The 25,486-nt window shown below is 68.7% G+C and carries 22 protein-coding genes; 21 read left to right on the forward strand and 1 reads right to left on the reverse strand.

The annotated features are described in order from the left end of the window. The first annotated feature begins 43 nt into the window (after nucleotides 1-43). The 7 genes from QFZ29_RS03795 (at nucleotide 44) to QFZ29_RS03825 (ending at nucleotide 7,282) form a co-directional block, all read left to right on the forward strand. Nucleotides 44-1,045, forward strand: a complete 1,002-nt coding sequence (locus QFZ29_RS03795; protein WP_129519804.1) for an ABC transporter permease — start codon at nucleotides 44-46, stop codon at nucleotides 1,043-1,045. Next, on the forward strand, nucleotides 1,038-1,985 hold the full coding sequence (locus QFZ29_RS03800; RefSeq protein ID WP_306892915.1) for an ABC transporter permease: 948 nt from the start codon (nucleotides 1,038-1,040) through the stop codon (nucleotides 1,983-1,985). Before QFZ29_RS03795 ends, QFZ29_RS03800 begins: the two co-directional genes overlap by 8 nt. Continuing rightward, nucleotides 1,982-2,848, forward strand: coding sequence for an ABC transporter ATP-binding protein (locus tag QFZ29_RS03805; protein WP_306892916.1), 867 nt, complete (start codon nucleotides 1,982-1,984; stop codon nucleotides 2,846-2,848). The genes QFZ29_RS03800 and QFZ29_RS03805 overlap by 4 nt, the downstream gene beginning before the upstream one ends. Then, on the forward strand, nucleotides 2,845-3,687 hold the full coding sequence (locus tag QFZ29_RS03810) for an ABC transporter ATP-binding protein (protein ID WP_306892917.1): 843 nt from the start codon (nucleotides 2,845-2,847) through the stop codon (nucleotides 3,685-3,687). The genes QFZ29_RS03805 and QFZ29_RS03810 overlap by 4 nt, the downstream gene beginning before the upstream one ends. A 73-nt stretch (nucleotides 3,688-3,760) precedes the next feature. Further along, nucleotides 3,761-4,918: an ROK family transcriptional regulator gene (locus QFZ29_RS03815; protein WP_306892918.1), complete on the forward strand. Its 1,158-nt coding sequence runs from the start codon at nucleotides 3,761-3,763 to the stop codon at nucleotides 4,916-4,918. Between the two features lie 100 nt (nucleotides 4,919-5,018). Beyond that, nucleotides 5,019-6,278 (forward strand): family 4 glycosyl hydrolase, encoded by a 1,260-nt coding sequence (locus tag QFZ29_RS03820; protein WP_306892919.1) that lies wholly within the window; start codon nucleotides 5,019-5,021, stop codon nucleotides 6,276-6,278. Beyond that, nucleotides 6,275-7,282, forward strand: coding sequence for an N-acetylglucosamine kinase (locus QFZ29_RS03825; RefSeq protein ID WP_306892920.1), 1,008 nt, complete (start codon nucleotides 6,275-6,277; stop codon nucleotides 7,280-7,282). Before QFZ29_RS03820 ends, QFZ29_RS03825 begins: the two co-directional genes overlap by 4 nt. A gap of 63 nt (nucleotides 7,283-7,345) precedes the next feature. Here QFZ29_RS03825 and QFZ29_RS03830 read toward each other — a convergent pair whose 3' ends face one another. After that, on the reverse strand, nucleotides 7,346-7,963 hold the full coding sequence (locus QFZ29_RS03830) for a MerR family transcriptional regulator (protein ID WP_306892921.1): 618 nt from the start codon (nucleotides 7,961-7,963) through the stop codon (nucleotides 7,346-7,348). A gap of 85 nt (nucleotides 7,964-8,048) precedes the next feature. On the opposite strand from QFZ29_RS03830, the gene QFZ29_RS03835 reads away from it, so the two are divergent. From QFZ29_RS03835 to QFZ29_RS03900, 14 genes are all read left to right on the forward strand, one after another. Then, nucleotides 8,049-8,468 carry a hypothetical protein gene (locus QFZ29_RS03835; protein ID WP_306892922.1) on the forward strand — a complete coding sequence of 140 codons (420 nt, stop codon included), beginning with the start codon at nucleotides 8,049-8,051 and terminating at the stop codon, nucleotides 8,466-8,468. Nucleotides 8,469-8,489: 21 nt separating this feature from the next. Next, nucleotides 8,490-8,936, forward strand: a complete 447-nt coding sequence (locus tag QFZ29_RS03840; protein ID WP_306892923.1) for a VOC family protein — start codon at nucleotides 8,490-8,492, stop codon at nucleotides 8,934-8,936. A gap of 68 nt (nucleotides 8,937-9,004) precedes the next feature. Continuing rightward, nucleotides 9,005-10,483 carry a malate:quinone oxidoreductase gene (locus QFZ29_RS03845; protein WP_306892924.1) on the forward strand — a complete coding sequence of 493 codons (1,479 nt, stop codon included), beginning with the start codon at nucleotides 9,005-9,007 and terminating at the stop codon, nucleotides 10,481-10,483. A gap of 305 nt (nucleotides 10,484-10,788) precedes the next feature. Then, nucleotides 10,789-12,567, forward strand: coding sequence for an ABC-F family ATP-binding cassette domain-containing protein (locus QFZ29_RS03850; RefSeq protein ID WP_306892925.1), 1,779 nt, complete (start codon nucleotides 10,789-10,791; stop codon nucleotides 12,565-12,567). A gap of 152 nt (nucleotides 12,568-12,719) precedes the next feature. Then, nucleotides 12,720-14,825, forward strand: a complete 2,106-nt coding sequence (locus QFZ29_RS03855) for an intein-containing Rv2578c family radical SAM protein (protein ID WP_306892926.1) — start codon at nucleotides 12,720-12,722, stop codon at nucleotides 14,823-14,825. A 151-nt stretch (nucleotides 14,826-14,976) separates the two neighbouring features. After that, nucleotides 14,977-16,194: a sensor histidine kinase gene (locus QFZ29_RS03860; protein WP_306892927.1), complete on the forward strand. Its 1,218-nt coding sequence runs from the start codon at nucleotides 14,977-14,979 to the stop codon at nucleotides 16,192-16,194. 8 nt (nucleotides 16,195-16,202) lie between these two features. Continuing rightward, on the forward strand, nucleotides 16,203-17,333 hold the full coding sequence (locus QFZ29_RS03865) for a hypothetical protein (protein WP_306892928.1): 1,131 nt from the start codon (nucleotides 16,203-16,205) through the stop codon (nucleotides 17,331-17,333). Further along, nucleotides 17,320-18,012 (forward strand): response regulator transcription factor, encoded by a 693-nt coding sequence (locus QFZ29_RS03870; RefSeq protein WP_306892929.1) that lies wholly within the window; start codon nucleotides 17,320-17,322, stop codon nucleotides 18,010-18,012. Before QFZ29_RS03865 ends, QFZ29_RS03870 begins: the two co-directional genes overlap by 14 nt. Next, complete coding sequence (locus QFZ29_RS03875; RefSeq protein WP_306892930.1) at nucleotides 18,013-18,627, forward strand: thymidine kinase; 615 nt, start codon at nucleotides 18,013-18,015, stop codon at nucleotides 18,625-18,627. It abuts the gene before it with no gap. A gap of 191 nt (nucleotides 18,628-18,818) precedes the next feature. Next, entirely contained in the window at nucleotides 18,819-20,294 is a 1,476-nt protein-coding gene (locus QFZ29_RS03880) for a sugar transferase (RefSeq protein WP_306892931.1), read from the forward strand. 85 nt (nucleotides 20,295-20,379) lie between these two features. Next, a complete protein-coding gene (locus tag QFZ29_RS03885) occupies nucleotides 20,380-22,173 on the forward strand; it encodes a DUF4012 domain-containing protein (RefSeq protein ID WP_306892932.1) in 1,794 nt (597 codons plus the stop codon). A gap of 294 nt (nucleotides 22,174-22,467) precedes the next feature. After that, on the forward strand, nucleotides 22,468-23,928 hold the full coding sequence (locus QFZ29_RS03890) for a polysaccharide biosynthesis tyrosine autokinase (protein WP_306892933.1): 1,461 nt from the start codon (nucleotides 22,468-22,470) through the stop codon (nucleotides 23,926-23,928). Then, the gene (locus QFZ29_RS03895) at nucleotides 23,925-24,527 is read left to right on the forward strand and encodes an arsenate reductase/protein-tyrosine-phosphatase family protein (RefSeq protein WP_306892934.1); all 603 of its coding nucleotides are present in this window, start codon (nucleotides 23,925-23,927) and stop codon (nucleotides 24,525-24,527) included. The genes QFZ29_RS03890 and QFZ29_RS03895 overlap by 4 nt, the downstream gene beginning before the upstream one ends. Then, nucleotides 24,511-25,485: a hypothetical protein gene (locus QFZ29_RS03900; protein WP_306892935.1), complete on the forward strand. Its 975-nt coding sequence runs from the start codon at nucleotides 24,511-24,513 to the stop codon at nucleotides 25,483-25,485. The genes QFZ29_RS03895 and QFZ29_RS03900 overlap by 17 nt, the downstream gene beginning before the upstream one ends. The last annotated feature ends 1 nt before the right edge of the window (nucleotide 25,486 follow it).

Consider the following 25,486-nt stretch of genomic DNA (forward strand, 5'->3'; position numbering starts at 1 on the left):
CCATGTCACCGATTCCTTCGACAGCCGCGAGAGCGGGTGCGTCATGAGCTACTACCTCCGACGGATCACCTTCTACGTGGTGACGATGTGGGCGGCGGTCTCGCTCAACTTCCTGCTCCCGCGGCTGCTGCCGGGCGACCCCGCCAAGATCATGATCGGCAAGCTCCGACGTGCCAACGGCGGACGACCGATCTCGCAGGAGATGATCGACGCCATCACGTCGATCCTCGGCTCCGACGAGGGATCAATGTGGGACCAGTACGTGGCGTACTGGGGCCGGTTGCTTCAGGGAGACCTCGGCGTCTCCTCCACGAGGTACCCGGCTCCGGTCGCCGATCTCATCGCCCAAGCGCTGCCCTGGACGATCGTGCTCGTCGGCGTGGCGACGGTGATCTCGTTCATCCTCGGCATCGTCGTCGGTGCGTGGGTCGGATGGCGCCGTGGCACCTGGCTCGACCACCTCGTGCCGATCACCACCGTGTTCCAGTCGATCCCGTACTTCTGGCTCGCCCTCGTGCTCGTCGCCGTCTTCTCGGTGAACCTCGGGCTCTTCCCGATCATCGGCGGGTACGACTTCTTCGCCTTCCCGGCGGGGCCGGAGTGGAGTTGGGCGTTCGTCGGGAGCGCGGTGACCCACGCGATCCTCCCGGCGACCACGATCGTGCTCTCGTCGGTCGGCGGGTGGCTGCTCGGCATGCGCAACATGATGGTGTCGACGCTCTCCGAGGACTACGTCGTCACCGCCGAGGCGAAGGGCCTCACCCCTCGTCGCATCCGCACGAAGTACGCCGCGCGGAACGCCGCGATCCCGTCACTCGCGGGATTCGGCATCGCGCTCGGGTTCGTCGTCGCCGGCTCGATCGTGATGGAGCAGGTGTTCAGCTACCCGGGCATCGGCAAGCTCATGATCCAGTCGGTCCAGGGACTCGACTACGCGCTCATGCAGGGCGTGTTCCTCGTCATCACCGTCACGGTGCTCGCCGCCAACCTCTTCATGGACGTCATCTATGGATTCATCGACCCGAGGGCGCGCCACAATGGCTGACACCCGGTCCCGGTTCCGCACTCTCCTGCCGCGCCGGTCAGCGAAGCTCATCGGCGGATTCGCGATCGTCGGCGCCATCGTGCTGTTCGCCATCCTCGGCCCGCTGATCGCGCAACCGCCACGTGACTCCGACAACGCGTCGCTCCAGCAGCCGAGCGCCGAGCACTGGCTCGGCACCTCGAAGCTCGGCTACGACGTGTTCTCGCAGCTCGCGTGGGGCACGCAGGGCTCGCTCATGATCGGCCTCGTGGCCGGCGTCATCGCGCTCGTCCTCGCGGTCGTCTTCGGAGTGCTCGCCGGTTACTTCGGCGGCTTCGCCGATGAGGCGCTGTCGCTGTTCACGAACATCATGCTCGTGATCCCGGGCCTCCCGCTCGTCATGGTGATCGCCGCCTACGTGCAGCGGTCGGAGGGACTCGGCGATTTCGCCCGCAGCTCGGTGCTCGTGGCGATCGTGCTGGGCATCACCGGCTGGGCGGGCTCGGCCGTGGTGCTCCGTGTACAGGCGAAGTCGCTTCGCTCGAGGGAGTACGTCGCCGCCGCACGGGTGGCGGGGGAGAAGGCCTGGCGAGTCATCTTCGTCGAGATCCTCCCGAACCTCGTGCCGCTCCTCGCCGCACAGTTCATCTTCGGCATCATCTTCGCGATCCTCGGCGAAGCCGGGCTCTCCTACCTCGGGCTCGGCGCCACCGGTTCGATCACGTGGGGCACGATGCTCAACGACGCCCAGACCGGGCAGGCGGTCGGCACGGGAGCGTGGTGGTGGTTCGTGCCGCCCGGTGCGATGATCGCCGCGCTCGGCGCAGGGCTCTCGCTCATCAACTTCGCGATCGACGAGGTCGTGAACCCGAAGCTCCGACTCGCCCCCGAGAACGCCCGGAAGGTGCGCCGGGCCGCGAGGGCCGGAGTCGGCGTGACCGAGACAGGAGTCATCGCATGAAGCCCGACGCACAGCCCGTGCTCACCGCACGAGACGTCTCCATCGAGTACGAGGTCGACCCGCCCGTCAAGGCCGTGCGGAACGCCTCGCTCACCCTCCACCGCGGAGAGATCCTCGGTCTCGCGGGCGAGTCGGGCTGTGGCAAGACCACCCTCGCCTACGGCCTCAACCGGCTGTTGAAGGCGCCCGCCCTCATGACCGCCGGCGAGGTGACGTTCCACGACGCCGACGGGCGCGACATCGACGTCGTCGAGCTCCGCGACGAATCACTTCGCACATTCCGCTGGGACAAGGTGTCGATGGTCTTCCAGGGGTCGATGAACTCGCTGAACCCGGTCATGAGCATCCGGCGCCAGTTGCATGACGTGTTCACGACGCACCGACCCGGCATGAGGCGCCGTGAGCGTGAGGCGCGGTGTGCGGAGCTGCTCGGACTCGTCGGCGTCGACCCGTCGCGCCTCTCGAGCTTTCCGCACGAGCTCTCGGGCGGCATGCGCCAGCGGGTCATGATCGCCATGGCCCTCGCGCTCGACCCGCAGGTCATGATCATGGACGAGCCGACGACGGCGCTCGACGTCGTCGTGCAGCGGGGCATCATCCGCGAGATCATGCGACTCCGTGAGCGCCTCGGCTTCGCGGTCATCTTCATCACCCACGACCTGCCGCTCCTCATCGAGATCAGCGACCGGATCGCGATCATGCTCGAGGGCGAGATCGTGGAACAGGGCACCGCGGCCCAGGTCTACCGCGCGCCGAGGCACGACTACACCAAGCGGTTGCTCGCGAGCTTCCCGAGCCTCCGCGGCGAACGCGGGGACTTCGTGCGCCGCGGCGCGGGCACGACGACGGGAGACGCGGCATGAGAGACATCCGGCAGCAGGCGGGAATCCTCGAAGCCCAGCACCTCGTGAAGGACTTCCGGTTCCGTGACGGCGTTCGCCTCTCCACACTGCACGCCGTGAAGGACGTGTCGTTCTCGCTCGAGCCAGGACGCACCGTCGCGCTCGTGGGCGAGAGCGGCTCCGGCAAGTCGACCATCGCGCGCATGATGGCGAAGCTCGAGACGCCGAGCTCAGGGCGCGTGATCATCGACGGGAAGCCGAGCGCCGACCGTGGCCGTGGCCTCGCGCAGTACCGGCGCGACGTGCAGATGGTCTTCCAGGATCCGTTCGGCTCGCTGAACCCGTTCCACACGATCCGCCACCACGTCGAGCGCCCGCTTCGCATCCACCACCCCGAATGGTCGTCATCCCAGGTCCGGAACCGCGCGCACGAGCTGCTCGAGCGAGTGCAGCTCACCCCCGCGAGCCGATTCGCCGACCGGCGGCCGCATGAGCTCTCGGGCGGCCAGCGACAGCGTGTCGCGATCGCCCGGGCGCTCGCCCCCGGCGCCCGCTTCATCGTGGCCGATGAGCCGGTCTCGATGCTCGACGTGTCGATCCGGCTGGGAGTCCTGAACCTGCTCGCCGACCTCCAGCGCGAGGAACGGCTCGGCGTGCTCTACATCACGCACGACCTCGCGACCGCCCGCCACTTCTCCGACGAGATCCTCGTGATGCTCCGCGGGGAGCTCGTCGAGCGTGGGCCGAGTGACCGCGTCATCCTCGACCCCCAGCACGAGTACACCAAGACGCTGCTGGATGCCGCGGCCGACCCCGAGAACCTCGGGATGCTGCGCGACGAGGTACGGAACGGCGGGTGATCTCCATTCAGTAAAGAATGTTTTCAGATAGAGTGACGGCAGCGCGAACTGCGCCGAGAGACGGATGGAAGAGATGAGCCAGATCGACCCCGGAACGCCCACGTGGCTCCGTGCGCACAACGACCGCACGGCGTTCCGGCTGCTGCTCGAGCACGGCCCCCTGACCCGCTCGAAGCTCGGTGAGCTCTCGGGAATGTCCAAGCCCACCGCCACCCAGATGATCACCCGACTCGAGCGAGTCGGGCTCATCAAACCCGTCGGCGAGGTGTCGGGCGGTCGAGGCCCCAACGCGGTGAGCTATGGCGTGCGAACCGACCGCATCACGGGAGTGGCGATCAGCATCCTCCATCGGGTCATCCAGGCTGTCGTCGTCGACGCCGTCGATCGCGATCATCCCGTCGTCGAGATCGCGACGGATGCCCCCGCCGAGCGAACCCCCGAGGGCGACGTGCGCGCCGCGGTCCGTGCCGCATGCGCCGCCGCCGGACTCGACGAGGCGACCGTCAGCCGGGTCGTCGTGGGCGTGCAGGCCGCGTTCTTCGTGGAAGGCGACGAGCTCTCCTTCACGGACACCCTTCCCGGGTGGCCGGCCGTCGGCGCCCGCCGGCGCATCGAGGAGGCGCTCGGCCTCGCCGTGACGCTCGACAACGACGTGAACCTCGCCGCCATGGCCGAGCGATCGGCGGGCGCAGCACAGGATGTCGCGAGCTTCGCGCTCTTCTGGATCGGCGATGGCCTCGGTGTCGGCGTCGACATCGGGGGCACGCTGCACCGCGGCTCGTCGGGCGGAGCAGGCGAGATCGGGTACCTCGCGGTACCCAGCGCCGCGGTTCGACTCGCGCCCGAGGCGAACGACTTCACCGATCTCCTCGGGGGTCCTGCGGTCGTGCGGATGCTCGGCGGCTCACGGGAGACGCTCGTCGAAGCCCTGCCCCGACTTGCCGGCGACGAAGCGGCGCTCGCCGCGCTCGCCGACCGCGTGACCCTCGCCGTCGCGCCGCTGCTTGCGATCCTCGATCCGTCGATGGTCGTGCTCGGCGGACCGACGGGGACTGCGGGTGGAGCGCGCCTCGCTCAGCTCGTCGCCGATCGTGTCGATGAGGGCGCACACCCGAGGCTCGCCGTGCGAACGAGCGGCACGGGAGCGCAGCCCGTGCTCCTCGGCGCGCGCCAGCAGCTCGTCGAGCAGATCCGCGCGCAGCTCGAGGCCGATATCTCGCTCGCCCCCTGACCCACCCGGCCGATCGACGGATGCCTGCAGAGGCATCCGCTCGTCCCGCCTGCCATCGAACCGCCCAGCACCCACCGCCACGCACCTGAATCGAGGACCCATGAAGCTCGCCATCGTCGGCGGAGGCTCCACCTACACGCCCGAACTCATCGACGGCTTCGCCCGACTCCGAGGAGTACTCCCGCTCGAGGAGATCCACCTCGTCGACCCCGACGAGCATCGACTCGGGCTCGTGGCCGGAATGTCGCAGCGGATGCTCGCCCACGCCGGTCACCCGGCCCGGGTCGTCGGCACGACCGACCTCGTCGCAGGCGTCGCGGATGCCGACGCGGTGCTCATCCAGCTGCGCGTCGGCGGGCAGGACGCGCGGCACGCCGACGAGACCTGGCCGCACGAGGCCGGATGCATCGGCCAGGAGACGACCGGGCCGGGGGGTCTCGCGAAGGCGCTCCGCACGGTGCCGGTCGTCCTGCGGATCGCCGAGGTCGTGCGCGCCCACGCGAAGCCCGACGCCTGGATCGTGGACTTCACGAACCCGGTCGGCATCGTCACGCGCGCCCTGCTCGAGGCCGGCCATCGCGCGGTCGGACTCTGCAACGTCGCGATCGGATTCCAGCGCCGATTCGCGTCGATCCTCGGTGTCGCACACGAGGAGGTCGAGCTCGGCCATGTCGGCCTGAATCACCTCACCTGGGAACGCAGCGTGCAGGTGGGCGGCCGTGACGAACTGCCCGGCCTCCTGCACGACCGGCTGGGCGACCTCGCCGCCGACGTGCACCTCGCGCCGGCGCTCATCGCGCAGCTCGGCGTCGTGCCGTCGTACTACCTCCGCTACTACTACGCGCACGATGAGGTGCTCCGTGAACAGCTCGCTGAGCCGACGCGGGCCGAATCCGTTCGGGCCATCGAGCACGAGCTCCTCGAGCTCTACGCCGACGAGGCGCAGCGTGAGAAGCCCGTTGCGCTCGAGCGTCGAGGCGGAGCGTTCTACTCGGAGGCGGCGATCGAGCTGCTCGCGGCGATGCGGACGCCCGGCGGGCGCTCGCGCGTCGTCAACCTGCGCAATGACGGCGTGCTGCCGTTCCTGCCCGACGACCATGTCATCGAGGTGCCGGCGGTGTTCCGCGACGGGGGATTCGTCGCGGAACCGGTCGCGCCGCTTCCCGACGATATCCGCGGACTCATCGCCGCCGTGGCGGGATACGAACGTCTCGCGCTGGATGCGGCGATCTCCGGCGGTCGCGATCGCGTGCTCCGCGCGCTCCGAGCGCATCCGCTCGTGCTGCAGCACGACCGCGCCGAACAGCTGACCGACCTGCTGCTCGCGCAGAACGCGCCGTTCCTGGAGTGGGCGCGATGAGCGGCCTCGTCGTCGCGCTCGACGGCGGCGGCTCGAAGACCGACGCCGTCGCGCTGACCCTCGAGGGGGAGCTCGTGGCGCATCGCCGAGGGCAGGGCTCGAGTCCGCACTTCGAAGGACTCGCCACGTCGGTCGAGGTCGTCGACGGCCTCGTTCGCGCAGTTGCGGGTGATGCGGCGATCATCCAGGTCGATCTCTATCTCTCGGCGCTGGACCTGCCGATCGAAGTCGAGCGCTACGTCGCGGCGATCGCCGGGCTCGACTGGGCCTCCGCCTCGCACTTCGTCGGCAACGACCTCTATGCGCTCCTCCGCGCCGGCACCGATGAGCCCGACGCAGTCGCGGTCGTGTGCGGCACGGGCGTGAACGCGATCGGCGTGCGTGCCGACGGCGCCGACGCGCGGTTCCCCGCGCTCGGCCCGATCTCGGGGGACTGGGGCGGTGGCAGCGGACTCGGCGAACAGGCGCTCTGGCATGCAGCCCGGGATCTCGACGGCCGTGGGCCGCGTACCGCCCTGACCGCGGCGATCGCCGAACGGCTCGGCGTGCCCTCGGTGACCGCGCTCATCGAGGAACTCCATTTCGGCACGAGGAACGGCACCGAGCTCGCCGGGCTCGCACCCGTCGTCTTCGAGACGGCGCGCGCGGGCGATGTGGTCGCGGGGCAACTCGTCGACCGGCAGGCCGAGGAGATCGCCGCGTTCGCGAGGGCGTGCATCACGAGGCTCGGGCTGCACGGTCGTGCGATTCCGGTCGTGCTGGGTGGCGGCATCATCCGCTCAGGTGACGAACGACTGCTCGACGGCATCGCGGCGAGGCTCGCGGTGGCAGCACCAGCGGCGCGCATCGAGATCTTCGACGGCGCGCCGATCGTGGGAGCGGCCCTCCTCGCGCTCGGTCGTGCGGGCGCCACGGGGGATGCCCTCCTCAGGGCGCGCGAGGCGGTCACGGCCGCAATGCACGCCGACGCTCCGGTTCCGGTGGTCACTTCCGTTGCGGGTTGAACGCCCTCGGCGGTGGCCAAAGCGCCAGGGCTGACGCGCCGTGGCCGACGCGGGTTCGGCGCCTCAGCGGGGGACGCCGCGACGCCGCGCAGCCTCGTCCTGGTGGGCGAGGCGGCGCAGCGCGACCACGACGGGCTCGTACAGCGCCGTGCCGAGCACCGTGTACTCGACCGCGGCATGCGGCTCATCGGGCATCCGCTCGAGGTCGAAGGCGGCGAGCTCGCGAAGCAGCTCGCCGTACCGCTGCAAGCGCTCGTCGCTGATCGGCATGCCGGCCGCCTCGGCGGCCGCGAGCGCCGACTCGAGCTGCGCCACCGCGGCGTACTCGGGGTCGAACACCTGGCCGAGCGCGGCGAGCGCTGCGCGGGCGCGAGGATACGGGTCGTCGCCCTCGCGCCGCTCCACGTCGGGCGGCAAGGCCCCCACAGCCCGGCCGAGCGTCGAGTAGAGGTCGTCGCCCGGGTCGTCGACGAGATCGAGGATGGTGCGGGCCTGCTGCACGCTGAGCCCGACGGAACCGATGAGCGCGCGCACGAGCCGCAGCCGCCGCACGTGCGACTCGTCGTAGCTCGCTTGCGTGGCCGAGGTCGCGAGCCCGGGCTGGAGGAGTCCCTCGCGCAAATAGAACTTGACGGTCGCGACGGGCAGGCCCACCGCTTCAGCGAGTGCCGAGATGCGCATGCCGAACTCCTTGCATTGGATAGTGCCGCTCTCTATTATTGGAGAGTAAAACTATCCAATCACAATCCACCCGAAAGGACAGCTCATGCCGTCCGCCCAAGACATCATCCTCATCGGCATCCTGTTGCTCGCGCTCGTCACGGTCGAGAGCGGCGGGTACTTCCTCACTCGGGTCGTGCGCGGCCACGTGCCGGTGAACGGCCTGCAGCAGGGATTCTTCCGCGCCGGCCACGCCCATGCCGCGGTGCTCCTCGTGCTCTCGATCGCGATCCTCGCGGTCATCGGCCACGCGGCGCTCGACGGCTTCTGGCTGTGGCTCGCCCGCACCGGCGTGCCGATCGCGGCAATCCTCATGCCGGCCGGGTTCTTCCTCTCGGTCACGGGCCGCGACCCGCAGCGCCCGAACCGCCTCATCGTGCTCCTCTGGGTCGGGGTCGCCGTGCTCACGGCCGCGCTCATCACGGCAGGCATCGGGCTCATCGCCGGCGGTATCGCGGCGCTCTGAGGTCAGCGGTACGCTCGCCACATGGGCATTCCGCAGCGATTCTCCCTCGTCACCCTCGGGGTCGCCGACGTCGAAGCGGCGACGGCGTTCTACCACCGCATCGGCTGGCACGAGGCGCGGTCGTCGGTGCCGGGCGAGGTCTCGTTCTTCGCGACGCCGGGCGGTGTGCTCGCCCTGTGGGAGACGGCCGAGCTCGCGAAGGATGCCGCCCTCCCCACATTCCACGCGAACGCGCCGCATTTCCGAGCCGTCGCCATCGCCATCAACTTCGCCTCGCGCGAGGAGGTCGATGATGCCGTCGGCGACTGGGTCCTCGCCGGCGGGCAGATCTCCAAGCGTGCCGCGAACACGGCGTGGGGCGGCTACACCGCCTACGTCGCCGATCCCGACGGCAATCTCTGGGAGCTCGCGCACAACCCGGGCTGGCCGCTCGACGAGCGAGGACTGCCGCAGATCGGCGACGCCTGAGGCGAGGCATCCGGTCGTGCATCACCCCCGGTCAGGGGTGACCTCGCGGCGCATCTAGACTGGAATCCGTGACTTCAGAGGAATCCGTCGACGTCGTGCTCATCGGTGGTGGCATCATGAGTGCCACGCTCGGCTCCCTCATCTCGCAGCTGCAGCCCGACTGGAGCATCCGCGTCTACGAGCGCCTGGGCGAGGTGGCCCAAGAGAGCTCGAACGCCTGGAACAACGCCGGCACGGGCCACGCCGCGCTCTGCGAGCTGAACTACATGCCCGAGGCGCCCGATGGCACGGTGAGCGCGGCCAAGGCCGTCTCGATCAACGAGCAGTTCCAGATCAGCCGGCAGTACTGGGCGTACCTCGTCGCGACCGGGGCGCTGCCCGAGCCGCACAACTTCATCAACTCGACCCCGCACATGACGTTCGTCAAGGGCAAGGCGAACATCGAGTACCTGAAGAAGCGCGTCGAGGCGCTGCGGAACGAGCCGCTCTTCCCCGACCTGGAGTACACCGAAGACCTCGAGCGTATCGCCCAGTGGACCCCGCTCCTCGCGAAGAAGCGCAACCCCAAGCAGAAGGTCGCCGCCACCCGCGTGGCCTCGGGCACCGACGTCGACTTCGGTGCACTCACGAAATACCTCTTCGCCGACATGGAGCGTCGCGGCGCGACCGTGCAGACGAACCACCAGGTCACCTGGCTCAAGCGCCAGAAAGACGGCCGATGGAAGCTCCGCGTGCGGCACCTCGTGGGCCAGACGCCGAAGATCACCTACGCCAGGTTCGTGTTCGTCGGCGCGGGCGGCGGCGCGCTCGCGTTGCTCCAGCACTCCGGCATCCCCGAGATCAGGGGCTTCGGCGGCTTCCCGATCTCAGGTCAGTTCCTCCGCACCACGAACCCGAAGGTCGTGGCGCAGCACCAGGCGAAGGTCTACGGCAAGGCCGCCGTCGGTGCGCCGCCGATGTCGGTGCCGCACCTCGACACCCGCGTCGTCGACGGCGAATCCGCACTGCTCTTCGGCCCCTACGCCGGGTTCACGCCGAAGTTCCTGAAATCGAGCACCTGGTTCGACCTGCCGTTCTCGATCCGGCTGCACAACCTCGGCCCGATGCTGCAGGTCGGGCTCAAGAACTTCGACCTTGTGAAGTACCTCGTCTCCGAGCTGCTCGCCTCGCGCCAGAAGAAGATGGCCGCCCTTCGCGAGTTCATGCCGACTGCGAAAGACCGCGACTGGGAGCTCATCACCGCCGGCCAGCGAGTGCAGGTCATGAAGAAAGATCCGGAGAAGGGCGGGGTGCTCCAGTTCGGCACCGAGCTCATCACCGGCGCCGACGGCACGATCGCGGGGCTCCTCGGCGCTTCGCCGGGGGCGTCGACGGCCGCGCCGATCATGCTCGATGTGCTCGCCCGCTGCTTCCCCGACCGCTTCCTCGGCTGGGAGCCGAAGCTCCGTCAGATGATCCCGAGCTTCGGCCGGCAGCTGTCGGCCGAGCCCGCCGTCGCCGAAGCATCCCTCACCGAGACCGCGAAGCTGCTCGAGCTCACCGCGTAGAACCCGCAGGGTGCTTGTCTTCGGGGCGCGACCTCTGCTAACGTCGACTCCGCTATGAAGTGAGCACATCCCATCGTCCCGCGCCTGAGGCGCCGTTGACTGCAGGGTGTGCTCTTTTCACTGATCGCGACAGTGTCGATCGCACCCTTTCACGACGGCGAATGCCCGGCGGGATCAACCCTTCGCTCCCGGGTCGCCGCCCGCACCTTCGTGCCGCCGGCGTGCCGTTCGGTGCATCGTTCGTGCCCGCCCGCCCTCGGCGGTGACGGCCGGCGACCCGGGAGCACTCGTGAAAGGGCGTCCCCATGGCGCTACACGTCTCCCATTCCCAACATCTCCGCGCCGACGGACTCTCGGTCTCCTACCCCGAGCGGCGCATCTTCACCGACCTCGCCTTCGCGGTCGCGCCGGGTCATCGGCTCGGTCTCATCGGCGAGAACGGCGTGGGCAAGTCCACGTTGCTCCGACTCGTCGCGAGCGGTGATGAGCGAGCGGATGCCGAATCCGCCGCCGCCTTCGCCGACGCCCACGTCGCGGGCCGCATCTCGCGGCCTCGGCGCACGGGGCTCCTCGCGCAAGAACTGCCGTTCCACCCGCACGAGCGCGTCGGCGAGGTGCTCGAGGCGGCGCTCGCCGAGGTGCGCGCCATCGAGCGGGAGCTCGACGCCGCGGCATCCGCGCTCGCACACGACGAGTCCGTGGCATCCGCGAACCGCTATTCGGCGGCACTCGACGCGGCCGAACGCGCCGAGGTGTGGTCGGCCGAGTCGCGGCGCGACGAGCTGCTCGAGGGCCTCGGCGTCGCCGGGCTGGGCCTCGAGCGGGCGATCGGCGAGCTCTCCGGCGGCCAGCGCAGCCGGTTCGCGCTCGCGGCGCTGCTGCTCGGGGCTCCCGACGCGCTCCTGCTCGACGAGCCGACGAACCATCTCGACGACGACGCCGCGGCCTTCCTCGAGGGCCGGCTCCGCGAGTGGCGCGGACCGGTGATGTTCGCGAGCCACGATCGGGAGTTCCTCGATCGGGTCGCGACCGGGCTCCTCGACCTCGATCCGGGCCGCGCGGGCGCGCTCGCCCTCTCGGCCTCGGGTGCGGCAAACGGTTCGACTCGCGACGACGCGCTCGCGGCCGCCGGAGGCACCATCTTCGGTGGCGGCTTCAGCGAGTTCCTCATGGTGAAGGCCGAGGAACAGGAGCGGTGGCGACGGCAATACGAGGCCGAACAGGATGAGCTGAAGCGACTCCGCCTCGGCGTCGTCGAGACGGCACGCAACGTCTCGCACGGCCGCGCGCCGACCGACAACGACAAGTACCTCAAGCATTTCAAGCGGGGGAAGGTCGATCAGGCGGTATCGCGCCGCGTGCGCAACGCCGAGCTGCGCCTCGACACGCTCGAACGGGAGCAGGTGCGAAAGCCGCCGGCCCCCTTGGAGTTCGCGGGCATCCCGTCGGGCTCCCAAGCGCTCGAGGAGGCGTCGGGGCTGCTGCTGCAACTCTCGGATGTCGCGGTCGCCGGTCGCCTCGAACTCGACGCGCTGCAGGTGGCGCCGCTCACGCGGCTGCTCGTCACGGGCGCGAACGGCGCGGGCAAGTCGACCCTGCTCGGCGTGCTCGCGGGCACGCTTAGGGTCGACCGCGGCATCGTGCACCGGCGCAAGGGGCTGCGCGTCAGGCTCCTCGAGCAAGATGTGCGGTTCGCCGATCCGGATGCCTCGCCTCGTCGCCTCTACGAACAAGCGCTCGGTGAGCGACGCGCCGAGCAGGTTCCGCTCGCGAGCCTGGGACTCATCGCTCCACGCGACGAGAGCCGCCCCGTCGGCGCGCTCTCGGTGGGGCAGCAACGGAGGCTCGCGCTCGCGCTCGTGATCGCTCGGCCGCCGCACGTGTTCCTGCTCGACGAGCCGACGAACCATCTCTCGCTCGGGCTCGCGACCGACCTCGAGGAGGCGCTCGGCGCCTACCCCGGTGCGGTCATCATCGCGAGCCACGACCGCTGGCTGCGCCGCCGCTGGGCGGGGGAGCGCCTCGCTCTCGAGGCGGGGCGACCTGCTGGTGCGGAGCTGGAGCAACAGGTCGCCAAGGCGTGACGCGCCGGCCGGCCGCGCTCGCCCCGGCCGCCCCCGCGCGTCGCTGTGAGGCCGTCCACGGTGCGGATGAACCGGTGCGGATGCCTCGGCCGAGCCGCGGCGCGCCGGGGCATCCGCTTGCCGTTCATTCGAACATGTGTTCGAATGTCGGTATGAGGTGGAGCGGGCAGGAACTCGGCGTGGAGCAGTCCGACGCATTGCCCGGGCTCGCAAAGCTCAACAATCTCGTGCGCTCGGTGCAGACCCCCGATTTCGCCGGGGTGACCTTCCACGAAGTGCTCGCGAAGTCGGCGCTCAACAAGGTGCCCGGCCAGTCCGCGATGCCCTTCGGCTGGACCATCAACCCCTACCGGGGCTGCACCCATGCTTGTGCCTATTGCCTGCATCCCGAGACCTCGATCACGATGGCCGACGGTCGACAGCAGCCGCTGTGGTCGGTCGAGGTCGGCGACGAAGTGCTCGGAACGCATGTGGTCGACGGGTTTCGCAGGTACACGGCCTCGAAAGTTCTCGCGAAGTGGGAATCGCGCAAGCGCGCGTACCGCGTATCACTCGCCGACGGCACCGAGCTCATCGCAAGCGGCGATCACCGATTCCTGACGAACCGAGGGTGGAAGTATGTGACGGGCGCGATGTTCGGCCCCGGGCAGCGCCCTTACCTCACCACGGCGAACTCGCTGATCGGGTTCGGGAGCCGAGGCGTCGGTCGCGCCCCATCCGTGCTGTCCGACGAGTACGTCCGCGGCTACCTCTCCGGGATGATCCGGGGCGACGGAATGATGCTCCGTCGCACTTATCCGCGAAGTCGTGGCGGATCGTATGTCGCACACCACTTCCGGCTCGCCCTCGCCGATGAAGAGGCACTCGCAAGATCGCGCATGTATCTCGCGACCGTCGGTGTCTCGACGAATCAATTCCCCTTCTCGGGAGCCACCGAGACGCGTCGAGCCATGACCGCGATCCGCACGAGTCGTCGTGCAGATTTCGACGCGATCACGGAGGTGATCGCATGGCCGCCGATCCGTTCACGGGAGTGGCACGCCGGTTTCCTTGGCGGGGTGTTCGATGCTGAAGGATCGTGTTCACGCAGCGTCCTCCGCATCTCCAATTCCGATGAGGCGATTCTGCACTCGATTGAGGTCGCGCTCGCTGTGTTCGGGATCCCGTTCATCCGAGAAGCACCTCACCTCAATGGGGTCGCGAATATACGGATCACGGGCGGGTTGTCGTCACGGAACGCCTTCTTCGCAATCGCACAGCCAGCGATCACGCGAAAACTGCAACTTGTCGGGGCCATGGTGAAGACCACCGCCGACCTCAGCATCGCAGCTATCGATGATCTCGGCCAAGACGTCGACATGCTCGACATCACCACGACGACGGGGGACTTCATTGCGAACGGAGTCGTCAGCCACAACTGCTTCGCGCGGCCCACGCACACGTACCTCGACCTCGACGCCGGCGACGACTTCGATCGCCAGATCATCGTGAAGGTGAACGTCGCCGACGTGCTGCGCACCGAGCTCGCGAAACCGTCGTGGAAGCGCGACGCGGTGGCGCTCGGCACGAACACCGATCCATACCAGCGAGCCGAGGGCCGATACACGCTCATGCCGGGCATCATCGACGCGCTCGCCACGAGCGGCACGCCGTTCAGCATCCTCACGAAGGGCACGCTGCTGCGCCGCGATCTTCCGCTCATCGCCGAGGCGGCCAAGCTCGTGCCCGTCGACGTCGCCATGTCGATCGCGATCTATGACCACGAGCTGCAGCAATCGGTCGAGCCGGGCACGCCCAGTGCGAAGGCGAGGCTCGCGACGGTCTCGGCGGTTCGGGAGGCCGGCCTCGATTGCGCGGTCTTCCTGATGCCGATCCTGCCGTACCTCACTGATTCGAAGGCGCACCTCGACGATGCCTTGCGGCAGGCGAAGTCCGCCGGCGCCACGAGTGTGCTCTACACCGCGTTGCATCTCAGGGCCGGCGTGAAACCGTGGTTCATGCAGTGGCTGGAACGAGAACACCCTGAGCTCGTGCCGAAGTATCGGTCGATGTACTACGGCAACAATGCCTACGCGCCGAAGGCGTACCGGCGCTGGCTCGGCGAACGGATCCATCCGCTCATCAGGGCTCACGGGCTCGAGCGAGGTCGCGAAGATCCGGTCACGGGCGGCATCCGCTCGACCGCGCTCACCGGGGGAGCGGCCGTCGAGCTTCCCGAGGTCTTCGGCAGTCCGGCGGATCCCGCAGCCCTCTTCTGAGGTGCTCCGCCGGCCTGATCGCGGCACGGCGACGGCGCGGCGACGGCGCGGCGAGCTCGTGGGCTGCGCCGGCCGCCCACAAACTGGGATAATCCGCAGAAGCCCGAAGGCAGATCGTCGGTCTCGGGTGGAAGCAAGGGGGAGGAACCCGATGACGTTGGGCTTGCCCGGCCACCTCGCGCGCGATTCGATGAGCCGCGCCCTCGTCACCGCGGGCCACTTCGCGGCCTTCACGTGTCTTGCAGCAGCCGCGACCGTCGCAATCGTCTCGGCGATCGTCTTCGGCGACATCGACGACTGGGCGGCGTTCATCCTCACCGTCGCCATGGCCGTATTCCTCGTCGCCGTCTCCATCTTCCCGACCGTGACGCTCACCGTCGTCTACCTGGTCGTCGGTGCGGCCGTCGTGTGCGCACTCACCGTCATCGTCATGGGCCCCGACGGGGGATTCGCGAACACGAACAATGCGCTCAGCGCGCTCCCGCTCATCGCGCTGCTCCTCGTCGGTGGCGCGGGGAGCGGTTCGGTGACCGCACTCGTGTGGGCAGCACTCGGGTACGGCCTCGGCGAGGCAGCGACCTTCCTCGGGGTCGCGCTCGTCGGCGGCACGTACGCGCCGAACCTGGCCGCGGCGGGTGCGTTCGGGCTCGTCGTCATCGTGCGCACCTTCGACGGGTTGAGCCGACGATCGGATTCGCGCCAAAACGCCGGGCTGCATCGCGCGAGCCAGCAGTCGCATGAACTCGAGATCCGTCACGACTACGAGCTCCGCGCCACCGCCAGACTTCACGACACCGCGCTCAGCCACCTCGTCGCGATCGCCGCTGCGGGCTCGGGGCCCGTCGACGAACGGCTGCGCGTGGGCATCCGGCAGGACCTCGGCCTCATCGTCGGCCGCGACTGGGTGACCGATCACGCCGAGACCAATGGTTCGGGCGACATCGGGGCGCGAGCGGGTGCCCGCCCACCGGCATCCGTCGACGTGGAACGACTGCCGTACGCCGTGGCGGCGGCGGCCAATGCCGGGCTCGAGGTTCGCGTGACCGGTGACCTCGCGGTGCTCGGCGCGCTCGGACCCAGGCGAGCTGCTGCGCTCGATGCGGCCGTGGCCCAATGTCTCATCAACGTCGCGCGGCACGCCGGCGTCGACGAGGCCGAGGTCGCCGTGGGGCTCGGCGGCGGCGAGGTGACGGTCGCCGTCATGGACAGCGGGGTGGGCTTCGACGAACAGGAGGTGCCCCAAGATCGCATCGGGTTGCGCACCTCGATCCGCGCCCGCATCGAGCAGGAGCAGGGCGCCGTGCGCCTCTGGTCGACGAAGGGCATCGGCACGACGATCGTCTTGACCGTGCCGGAGGGCGGCGAATGAGCGCGAGAATGCGCCTGACGCAGCAGGAGGCCGACCCGATCGGCGGCATCACGGCCGCGCCCATCGTCTGGGTCGGCGCGGTGCTGGCGGTCGGTGCCGCGATCGCGCTGACGTGGCTCCACTGGAGTGAAGTGAGCTGGCCGGTGGCCGCCGTGCTCGCGATCGCGCTCGTCGCTGCTGCCGGCATCGCCGCCGCGATCTCCGCGTCACCGGCCCGGGCGCCGTTCACGACCGACCGGCTCTGGCTCGTGGTTGCGTTCGGAGTCGGTGCGGCGATCGCCGAGTACGTGAGCACGATCGGCGCCGACACGTATCTCTACGACAACTTCGGACCGGCCGTGATCGGACTGCTCATCCTCTCCGTCGCACCGTATTGCACCTGGGCGTCGCTTGTGCTGGCCGGGGTGATGGCGTCGGCAGTGCTCTCGATCCTCGTGATCGGCACGTCGACGTACATTGCCACGATCGCTCCGATCGGCGCCGTCATCGCCGTGAACTCCGCGCCGACGCTCGCGATGTCGGCGGCCGCGGCTGGCTACGCGTATTCGATCGTCGGCGAGACGCTGAGATGGCAGCGCGAAGCGAATCGGGCCGCGCTGCAGCGCGATGCCGAGTTGCGCGCCGGCATCGCGCGTTCGGTGCAGCAGAGCCGGGTCTCGGTGCTCGGGCGTGAGGTGCTCCCGTTCCTCGCCGGTGTGATGACCGCCGATCGCATCTCGGTGGCCGACGCCGATCGTGCCCGCGAACTCGCCGAGGCGTTGCGTCGAGCGCTGAAGGCCGGCATCGAGTCCACGTGGCTCGACGACCTCGCCGCGAACGTGCAGCAGAGCCGGGGTGTCGAGACCGTCGTCGTCGATCCCGCGGGAGCGGCGGCCGATCTCGATGGCGACCAGCGCTCTGCGCTCACCGCCCTCATCTCGTGGCTCGGCGATGCTTCGCGCTCGACCGCGATCCGTGTCGTGTTCGGTCGTGACGGCGAACGCCGCAAGATCACCCTGACGACTCAGAGCGGCGCAGCCCCGCCGTCGCGTCGTGAGCTCGAGCGGTTCGTCGTCGTGGCACGTGCGGTCGCATTACGCGCGGAATCGACCCAAACGCGAGAGAATGTCACGGTGGAGTTCAGTTATGTCGCCGAATGAGTCCCAGGCGACCAACCCGTACCGACTCGCGCTGCTCGACGATCACGGACTCATCGTCGACAGCCTCGCCCGATGGTTCGAAGATAGCGCGCCCGATTTCGACGTCGTGGTGCGCGCGACCAGCTGGATGGAGCTGATCAGGAGCCCCGAGTTCCCCGTCGATCTCGTGCTGATGGACCTGCAGCTCGGCGACACTGTCTCGATCGAATCGCGCATCCGCGCGTGCCGGGCTGCGGGTGCGAAGGTGCTCGTCGTCACCGCGCTCGACGACGACGAGTCGCGCGAACGATCGCTCGCAGCCGGCGCGGCGGGATTCGTGTCGAAAACCCTCCCGGCCGACGAGCTTGTCGAGATGGCGCGGCGAGCGGTCCGCGGAGAGCGGCTGCCGCGGCATCCGTCACGAACTACCACAGGTCACAGCAGACACTCGTCCGACCCGGCGACGAAACCCGTCGATGCGCCCGTGGGCGTGCACCTCAGCCCCGCCGAGGAGCGAGCGCTGCGGTACTACGTCCAGGGCCTCAGTACTCTTGAGGTGAGCCGCCGCATGGACGTCGGATACGAGACGGCGAAGACCTACCTCCGGCGCGTTCGCGAAAAGTACGCGAAGGCCGACCGCCCTGCGAGCCGCAAGTCGGAGCTGATCCGCCGTGCGGCGGAGGATGGATACCTCGAATAGATGGCGAAGCTGTACTTCCGCTATGGGGCGATGAACTCCGGCAAGTCGACGGCATTGCTCCAGGCGGCGTTCAACTACGAGGAACGAGGCCATCGAGTACTGCTCGCGAAGCCGGCGATCGACACCAAGGGCGACCGCCACATCGTCTCGCGGCTCGGCAACGTGCGTGAGGTCGACTTCACGATCGAGCCAGACACCGGGGTCATCGAGCGATTCCAGCAGCACCGCACGCGAGTGATCGAAGACCACGGCCGTGACGTGAGTTGCCTGCTCATCGACGAGGCGCAGTTCCTGAGCTCCGACCAGGTCGACGACTTGCTGCGCATCGCGCTCCTCGACGACATCCCGGTGCTCGCCTACGGCATCCGCACCGACTTTCAGACCGTCGCCTTTCCCGGCAGCAGGCGGCTCCTCGAGATCTCGCACAGCCTCGAGGAGCTGAAGACCATCTGCCGCTGCGGCCGCAAGGCGATCTTCAACGCTCGCCTCATCGACGGCCGCTTCGTCTTCGATGGGGTCCAGGTGGCGATCGACGGAGCGGATGTCACCTATGAGTCGCTCTGCGGCGTGTGCTATCTCGAGGAGAGCGGTGGCGTGCTGAACGGCCGGCACTGAGCGGCAACGCGCGGAGCGGATGCTGCGCGCCCGCCGAAAATGGGCGTACAATCTATCCTCCGCCCGCCCCATTTCGGGGGGCATTTGGCTGACTGGCCTCTCGCGAACGTATGCCGACGGGTAACCTTTCGAGTAGTTCGCCTGATGGCGGGCCATATCGGCCCCACGACGGCCGGCGGCGGAGGTACTTCATGACCTTGACGCGGCAGTCGACGACCGACTCTCCAGCAGCGGCCGTCGCAACGTGGCAGCGCGCGTACGCGTCTCGCCTGCTCATCAGCGACCTCATCGTGATCGTCGTCGCGGTCTACGGTTCGCAACTCCTTCGCTTCGGAACGAACGAGCGGACGGTCATCATCCCGGGCCTGCAGGACGCAGACATCACGATGACCTACACGCTCATGTCGGCGATCCTCGTGGTCGGCTGGTTTCTCTCCCTCTCGCTCTTCGCCACGCGCGACGGCACGGTCATCGGCACGGGGACGGCCGAGTACAAGCGCATCGCCGATGGCACGATCCGGTTGTTCGCCCTGCTCGCCATCGGCGCGTTCCTGCTGCAGTCCGAGATCGGTCGCGGCTACCTCCTCGTGGCGTTGCCGCTCGGCCTCGCGCTCCTGTTGCTCTCGCGGTGGCTGTGGCGGAAGTGGCTCGTACGCCGTCGTGCGACGGGGGCGTACTCGCATCGTGCGATCCTCATGGGGGAGCGCCAGAAGTCGGTGCACGTGGCGCAGCAGATGGCGCGCGACGGCAGCTCCGGCATCGAGATCGTCGGCGCCATCACCGAGCATGGCGGGGCCCAGCGGCAGCTCGCGCCCGGCATTCCCGTGCTCGGCGACTACGCGAACTTCGCTCAGGTGCTCGAGGACGCCCGCGCCGACACCATCGTCTTCACCGGTGCCGACACCATCGATCCGCGTGGCATGCGCGAGCTCGGCTGGCAGCTCGAGGCCACGTCGACCATCCTCATCGTGGCTCCGGCGCTGACGGATGTCGCGGGCCCGCGCATCCACGCCCGCCCGGTGGCCGGGCTCCCGCTCATCCAGGTCGACTATCCCAAGTTCACGGGTCGTAAGTATGCGGCCAAGCGCGCGTTCGACCTGGTGATCTCGTCGCTCGCGCTCGTCGTGCTGAGCCCGGTGTTCCTCGTGATCGGGCTGCTGGTGCGGAATGGCAGTCGGGGTCCCGTGTTCTACCTGCAGGAGCGGGTTGGGCTCAACGGCAGACGGTTCCGCATGCTGAAGTTCCGGTCGATGGTGGTCGACGCCGAGGCGCAGCTGCCCTCGCTCCTCGACCGCTCCGAGGGCAGTGGGGTGCTCTTCAAGCTGAAGGCCGACCCGCGTGTGACTCGCATCGGTGCTGTGCTGCGCCGATACAGCCTCGACGAGCTCCCGCAGCTCGTGAACGTGCTGCTGGGTGACATGTCGCTCGTCGGGCCCCGCCCGCCACTCGCGTCCGAGGCCGAGAGGTACGACGAGAGGACGCGCCGTCGCCTGCTGGTGCGGCCGGGCATCACGGGCCTGTGGCAGACGCAGGGTCGCTCCGATCTGTCGTGGGAGGACAGCGTGCGGCTCGATCTCTACTATGTCGAGAACTGGTCGCTGACCGGCGACATCATCGTGCTCTACCGCACGGTCCGAGCGGTCGCTCGAGCCGAGGGCGCCTATTGACGGGCGGTGCGCGGCGTGCGCGAGGCGTGCACTCGGGTTTGTGCGTCTAGGCTAGGCCCTCGTGACGAATCGAGAGTTCAGTTCCGTGTCCGACTCCGGCCGCCAGCGCTCGCGGTCGAAGAAGAAGCGACGTTCGCGCCGGGTCGTTCACGCGATCGTCTGGCCGCTGCTCGCGCTCGTCGTCGTCGGAGGCGGGTTCGCCGCGTTGACGCTCTTCAACGATGCGATGTCGGTGCGTGCCGACCTCGAGGCCGCGCGCACCTCGATCTCCGAATTCCAGAGCGCAGCGACGGCCCGCGAGCTCGACCGGCTGCAGCCGATTGCCGATGATCTAGCGGCATCCGCTGATGCTGCTGTCGACCCCACGGCGTCGCCGACCTGGCGCATGGGCGAGCTGATCCCGGTCGTCGGCGAGAATCTCCGCGCGGTGCGCGTGATCGCCGAGGGCGTCGACGAGGTGTCGACGGAGATCGTGAACCCGGCCGTCGGGCTGATCGGCTCCTTCGGGCTGCAGCGCGACGAGGCGACCGGCGGCTTCGATCTCGCGCCGCTGCGTGAGGCGACCGAGATCACCGCCACCGCCGATCGGGTCGTCACCGACCTGCACGAGAGGGTGCAGTCGATCGACACGGATGCCACGATCGGTCAGGTCTCGGAGGCCGTCGTCGAGTTCGAGCAGATGCTCGGCTCGGCGCAGCAGACCATCCCGCAGCTGAACGGCGCCCTGGCGGGCGTCGGCGCGCTGCTCGGCGTCGACGGACCGAAGAACGTCGTACTCGCGTTCTTGAACAATGCCGAGGCCGCGGCGCTCGGCGGCGGGCCGGCATCCCAGACCCTGGTGCAGGTCGACAACGGCACGGTCGACATCGCACGACAGGTGTCGAGCAACGACTTCCTCAACCGCACCCCGCTCGACATCCAGGTCGATGAAAGCGCGAGCCAGCTCTACAACGACATCTTCTTCAACCAGAACAATGCGTCGACGAGCCGGCCCGACTTCCCGACCGCGGCGCAGTTCATCACGGCGCACTGGCAGCGTGAGCAGGGTCTCACGCCTGACGTCGTCGTGTCGATCGATCCCATCGCCCTCTCGCGCTTGCTCGAGGTCACGGGGCCGGTCACGCTGACCGACGGCGAGCAGCTCGACAGCGGCAACGTCGTCTCGAAACTGCTCAACGAGGCGTACTTCAGGTACCCCGAAGGCGGTGCGGAGTCCGACGCCTACTTCGCCGCCGCGGCATCCGCGGTTTTCGATCGCATCATGTCGGCCGACTATGACATCTATGACATGGGCCAAGCCGTCATCGACGCCGCGAACCGCGGCACGCTCATGATGTGGAGTGCCGACCCCGCCGTCCAGCAGCTCTTCGACGACACGCGACTGCAGGGCGTGCTGCCGAAGACCAACGTCGGCGCCACGGTGCTCGGCATCTACTTCCGCGACCGTTCGTCGTCGAAGATCGACTACTACTTGCACAGCGAGGCGACGATCACGACCGACACCTGCACGCCCGATGCGCCGAGCTACACGGTCGAGACGCGCCTATGGTTCGACATCCCGGGCGACATCGAGCTGCCCCCTTACGTCGACAGCGGGCTGTATGACTTCTACCGCACCGAGGTGTTCCTCTACGGACCCGCCGGCGGCACGACCATCGCGGTCGAGGTTCCCGAGTCCGGCCTCCAGACCGTGACCGGCCCGTCGGTCGTCGACCTGGGTCGACCGGCAGAGAAGTTCACGGTTGACCTCGTGAACGGCCAGACCGCGGTGGTGCGCGCGACCTTTGCCGGTACGCCCGGCCCCGGCCCCACCGAAGTTCGCGCCACGCCGATGATCAACCCCACTACCGTCACCATGGCCGAGGCGCCCTGCGGCTGACCCCGAACAGTGGACCGTCCACTTGACCCTTTGCCGGGCCAAGAGAGGCCGGTTCTCCGGCGATAGGAGTGCACTCGATTTGACAACCGTCGGGCCCACAGGCATGGTGTGGAGACGCTATAGGGGCCAGCGTATGCGCGATCAACGAGTGATTCTGCGGGAGACATCGAACTCGTTGTTCGTAACCTCCTCGTAATCCATCGTGTTGCGGAGGGTCATCTGTGGCTGCCATCATGGCGACACGTGGCAACAACGGGGGGCGCGGCCACGGCTGCGTCTCGGGCAGGAGGAGCAGTGGAACTGCACGACTATATCCGCGTGCTGCGAAAAAGCTGGGTCACCATCGTGGCGCTGACGCTCGTCGGAATCGGCGTCGCGGCAGCGTACGCGCTGCTGCAGACGCCGAACTACAGCACCTCGGCGAAGGTCTTCGTGTCGACGTCGAACAGCGGCAGCGTCTCCGAGCTGGCGCAGAGCAACAACTTCTCACAGCAACGAGTCAAGACGTACACCAGCCTCGTGACCACGCCGATGGTGCTCTTGCCGGTCGTCGACGAGTTGAAGCTCGACCTGACCGCCGGTCAACTCTCGAGGCTCGTGACCGCCTCGGTTGCGCCGGACACGACGCTCATCGAGATCACGGTCGGCAACAAGGACCCCGAGCTCGCGGCTGAGATCGCCACTGCGGTCTCGGAGAGCCTCACCCTGATCGTGCAGTCGATCGATTCGCCCGCGGCAGGCATTGAGACCGAGGCCACCGCCTCGCCCGTGCGACTCACGCTCGTGCAGCCGGCGACAGTGCCGCAGCGACCGGTGAGCCCGAACGTGCCGCTCTACATCGCTCTCGGCGCGCTCGTGGGCCTCGCGCTGGGCGTCGGGCTCGCAGTGCTCCGTGAGATGCTCGACACGCGAATCCGCAATGAGCGCGATGTACAGCACATCACCGACGTGCCGATCATCGGCGGGATCGTCTTCGACCCCAAGGCTAAGGAGCGTCCGCTCATCGTGCAGGCCGACCCGCACTCGCCGCGGGCCGAGTCGTTCCGCACGCTGCGCACGAACCTCCAATTCCTCGACACCGACCGCACCCGGCGCATGTTCGTCGTGACGTCGTCGATCCAGTCCGAGGGCAAGTCCACCACGGCCGCGAACCTCGCCATCGCGGTCGCCGATTCGGGTGCCCGTGTGCTGCTCGTCGACGCCGACCTTCGCCGCCCGAAGGTCGCCGACTACATGGGCATCGAGGGCGCGGTGGGTCTCACCGACTTGCTCATCGGGCGCGCCGAGCTACAGGATGTCGTGCAGCGCTGGGGTCGAAACAACCTGTTCGTGCTGCCCGCCGGCAGCGTTCCGCCGAACCCGAGTGAGCTCCTGGGCTCGACGGCGATGGTGTCGACCATCGAGGAGCTGGGCCGGGCATTCGACGTCGTGCTGTTCGACGCGCCGCCGCTCCTGCCGGTGACCGACGCCGCGGTGCTCACCCGCAGTGTCGGCGGTGCCATCGTCGTCGTCTCCGCGGGCCGGGCGCACCGGGCACACCTCGAGGGTGCGATCGCGGCCCTCGCCAACGTCGACGCGCAGATATCCGGCATCGTCCTGACGATGCTGCCCACCAAGGGGCCTGATGCCTACGGCTATGGCCGCTATGGCTATGGCTATGGCTACGGCTACGCCTCCTCCGCCGCCGAGACGGAGAGCCCGCGCAGCGCGAAGGCGGCCGCGAAGGCGGCCGCGAAGAATGGCGTTGGCGTGTGAGCCTCTCGATCCTCGTCGTCTGCACGGGCAACGTGTGCCGTTCGCCGTTGGCCGAGCAACTGCTCGCGGCGCGCTTCGCGGATGCCGGCTTCGACGCGACCGTATACAGCGCGGGCACGGCCGCGCTCGTCGGCGAGCCCATGCCGGTCCAGGCGGTCGCGCTCTCGACGCGCTATGGGGGCGTTCCCGGCAATCATGTGGGCGTGCAGCTCACTCAGCAGCTCGTCGACGCCGCCGACCTCGTGCTCACCGCCTCTCGCGAACACCGCGCGGCGGTGGCGTCCATGGTTCCGAGGGCTGCCCGGCGCTCGTACACGCTGCGCGAGTTCGCGCGCATCGTGCAATTCCTCGAGCAGGATCCCGATGGCTTCGTGAGCCTTGCCGAGGCCTCGTCACCGCTCGAGATCATCGGTGCCGTCTCGACGAACCGAGGATTCGCCACACGGCCCAACTTGGCGATCAACGACGACGTGGTCGACCCGTTTGGGCGTTCTTCCGAGGTCTACGAAGAGTCCGGCCGCGTCATCGAGGCCGCGGTCACCGCGATCGTGCGGGCCTTCACCGCAGTGTCGAGGACGGGCCGTGGTGACGCAGCGTAAGCGGAAGCGAGGCGAATCGTGGCCGAGCTGGTGGGCCTTCGGTGTCATCGCTGCGCTCGTGCTGGTGGATGTCGTGCTCGTCTCGATGGCGCTCGCCTCGACGCGGCCGTCTGACGCGAGCGGCGCGGATGGTGTCGCCGCGCCCCTGACCACGTCGTCGGCGAGCGTGATCGCAACGCCGACGCCGACGCCGACGCCCACGCCCACGCCGACACCCTCGGCCGCACCGACGCCCGAAGCGAGCTCAGTCGCGGCGCAGTCGGTCGTGTTGAGCGGGGTCGATGACCTGGTCGCCTACCGTGCGGTCACCGGCGCGTGCCCCGACACCGCGGCACTCCTCGAGGTGACGGTCGACGGGGGCGCCACCTGGAATGCTGCGGCCCCCGCCGACGCACGCTCGATCCAGTCGATCACCGATACGACGGAAGAATTGTCGATCATCGCACGCGACCCCGGGTCGTGCGCGCCGGTTGTGCACCGCAGTTTTGTGCAGGGTGCCGACTGGGTTGCCGTCGACGATCTCGGCTCGCGCTGGTATCTCGATGCTGAGCAGGTCGTCTCACCGGGGGGCGCCGTGTCGACGCCGTGTGGCCGTCCGGTGCAGCTCGCCGTGCGGTCTCCTTCAGAGGCGGCCGTGTTGTGTGAGAACGCGACGGTGTCGGTGACGACGGATGCGGGCGCGGCATGGGCCACTTCGGCACCGGTGCCAGGTGCGGCATCCGTGGCGACCGGCGGCGCCGGCTATCTCGTGGCGGTCGCCCACCGCGATGGGTGCGACGGTGCACAGGTCGTGTCGCTCTCCGCCGAGCTCGCGCCGGGCGCGCCGGGTGCCTGTATCGCTGCGAATGCCGCCGAAGGAGCGACGGTGATCGCGGCCGCATCCAGCGGCGTGCTGTGGTACTGGTCGGGCGACGTGGTCGCTCGTTCGTCTGATGGAGGTGCGACGTGGTCACCATGAC

It is taken from the genome of Agromyces albus, assembly GCF_030815405.1.
Taxonomy (GTDB): domain Bacteria; phylum Actinomycetota; class Actinomycetes; order Actinomycetales; family Microbacteriaceae; genus Agromyces; species Agromyces albus_A.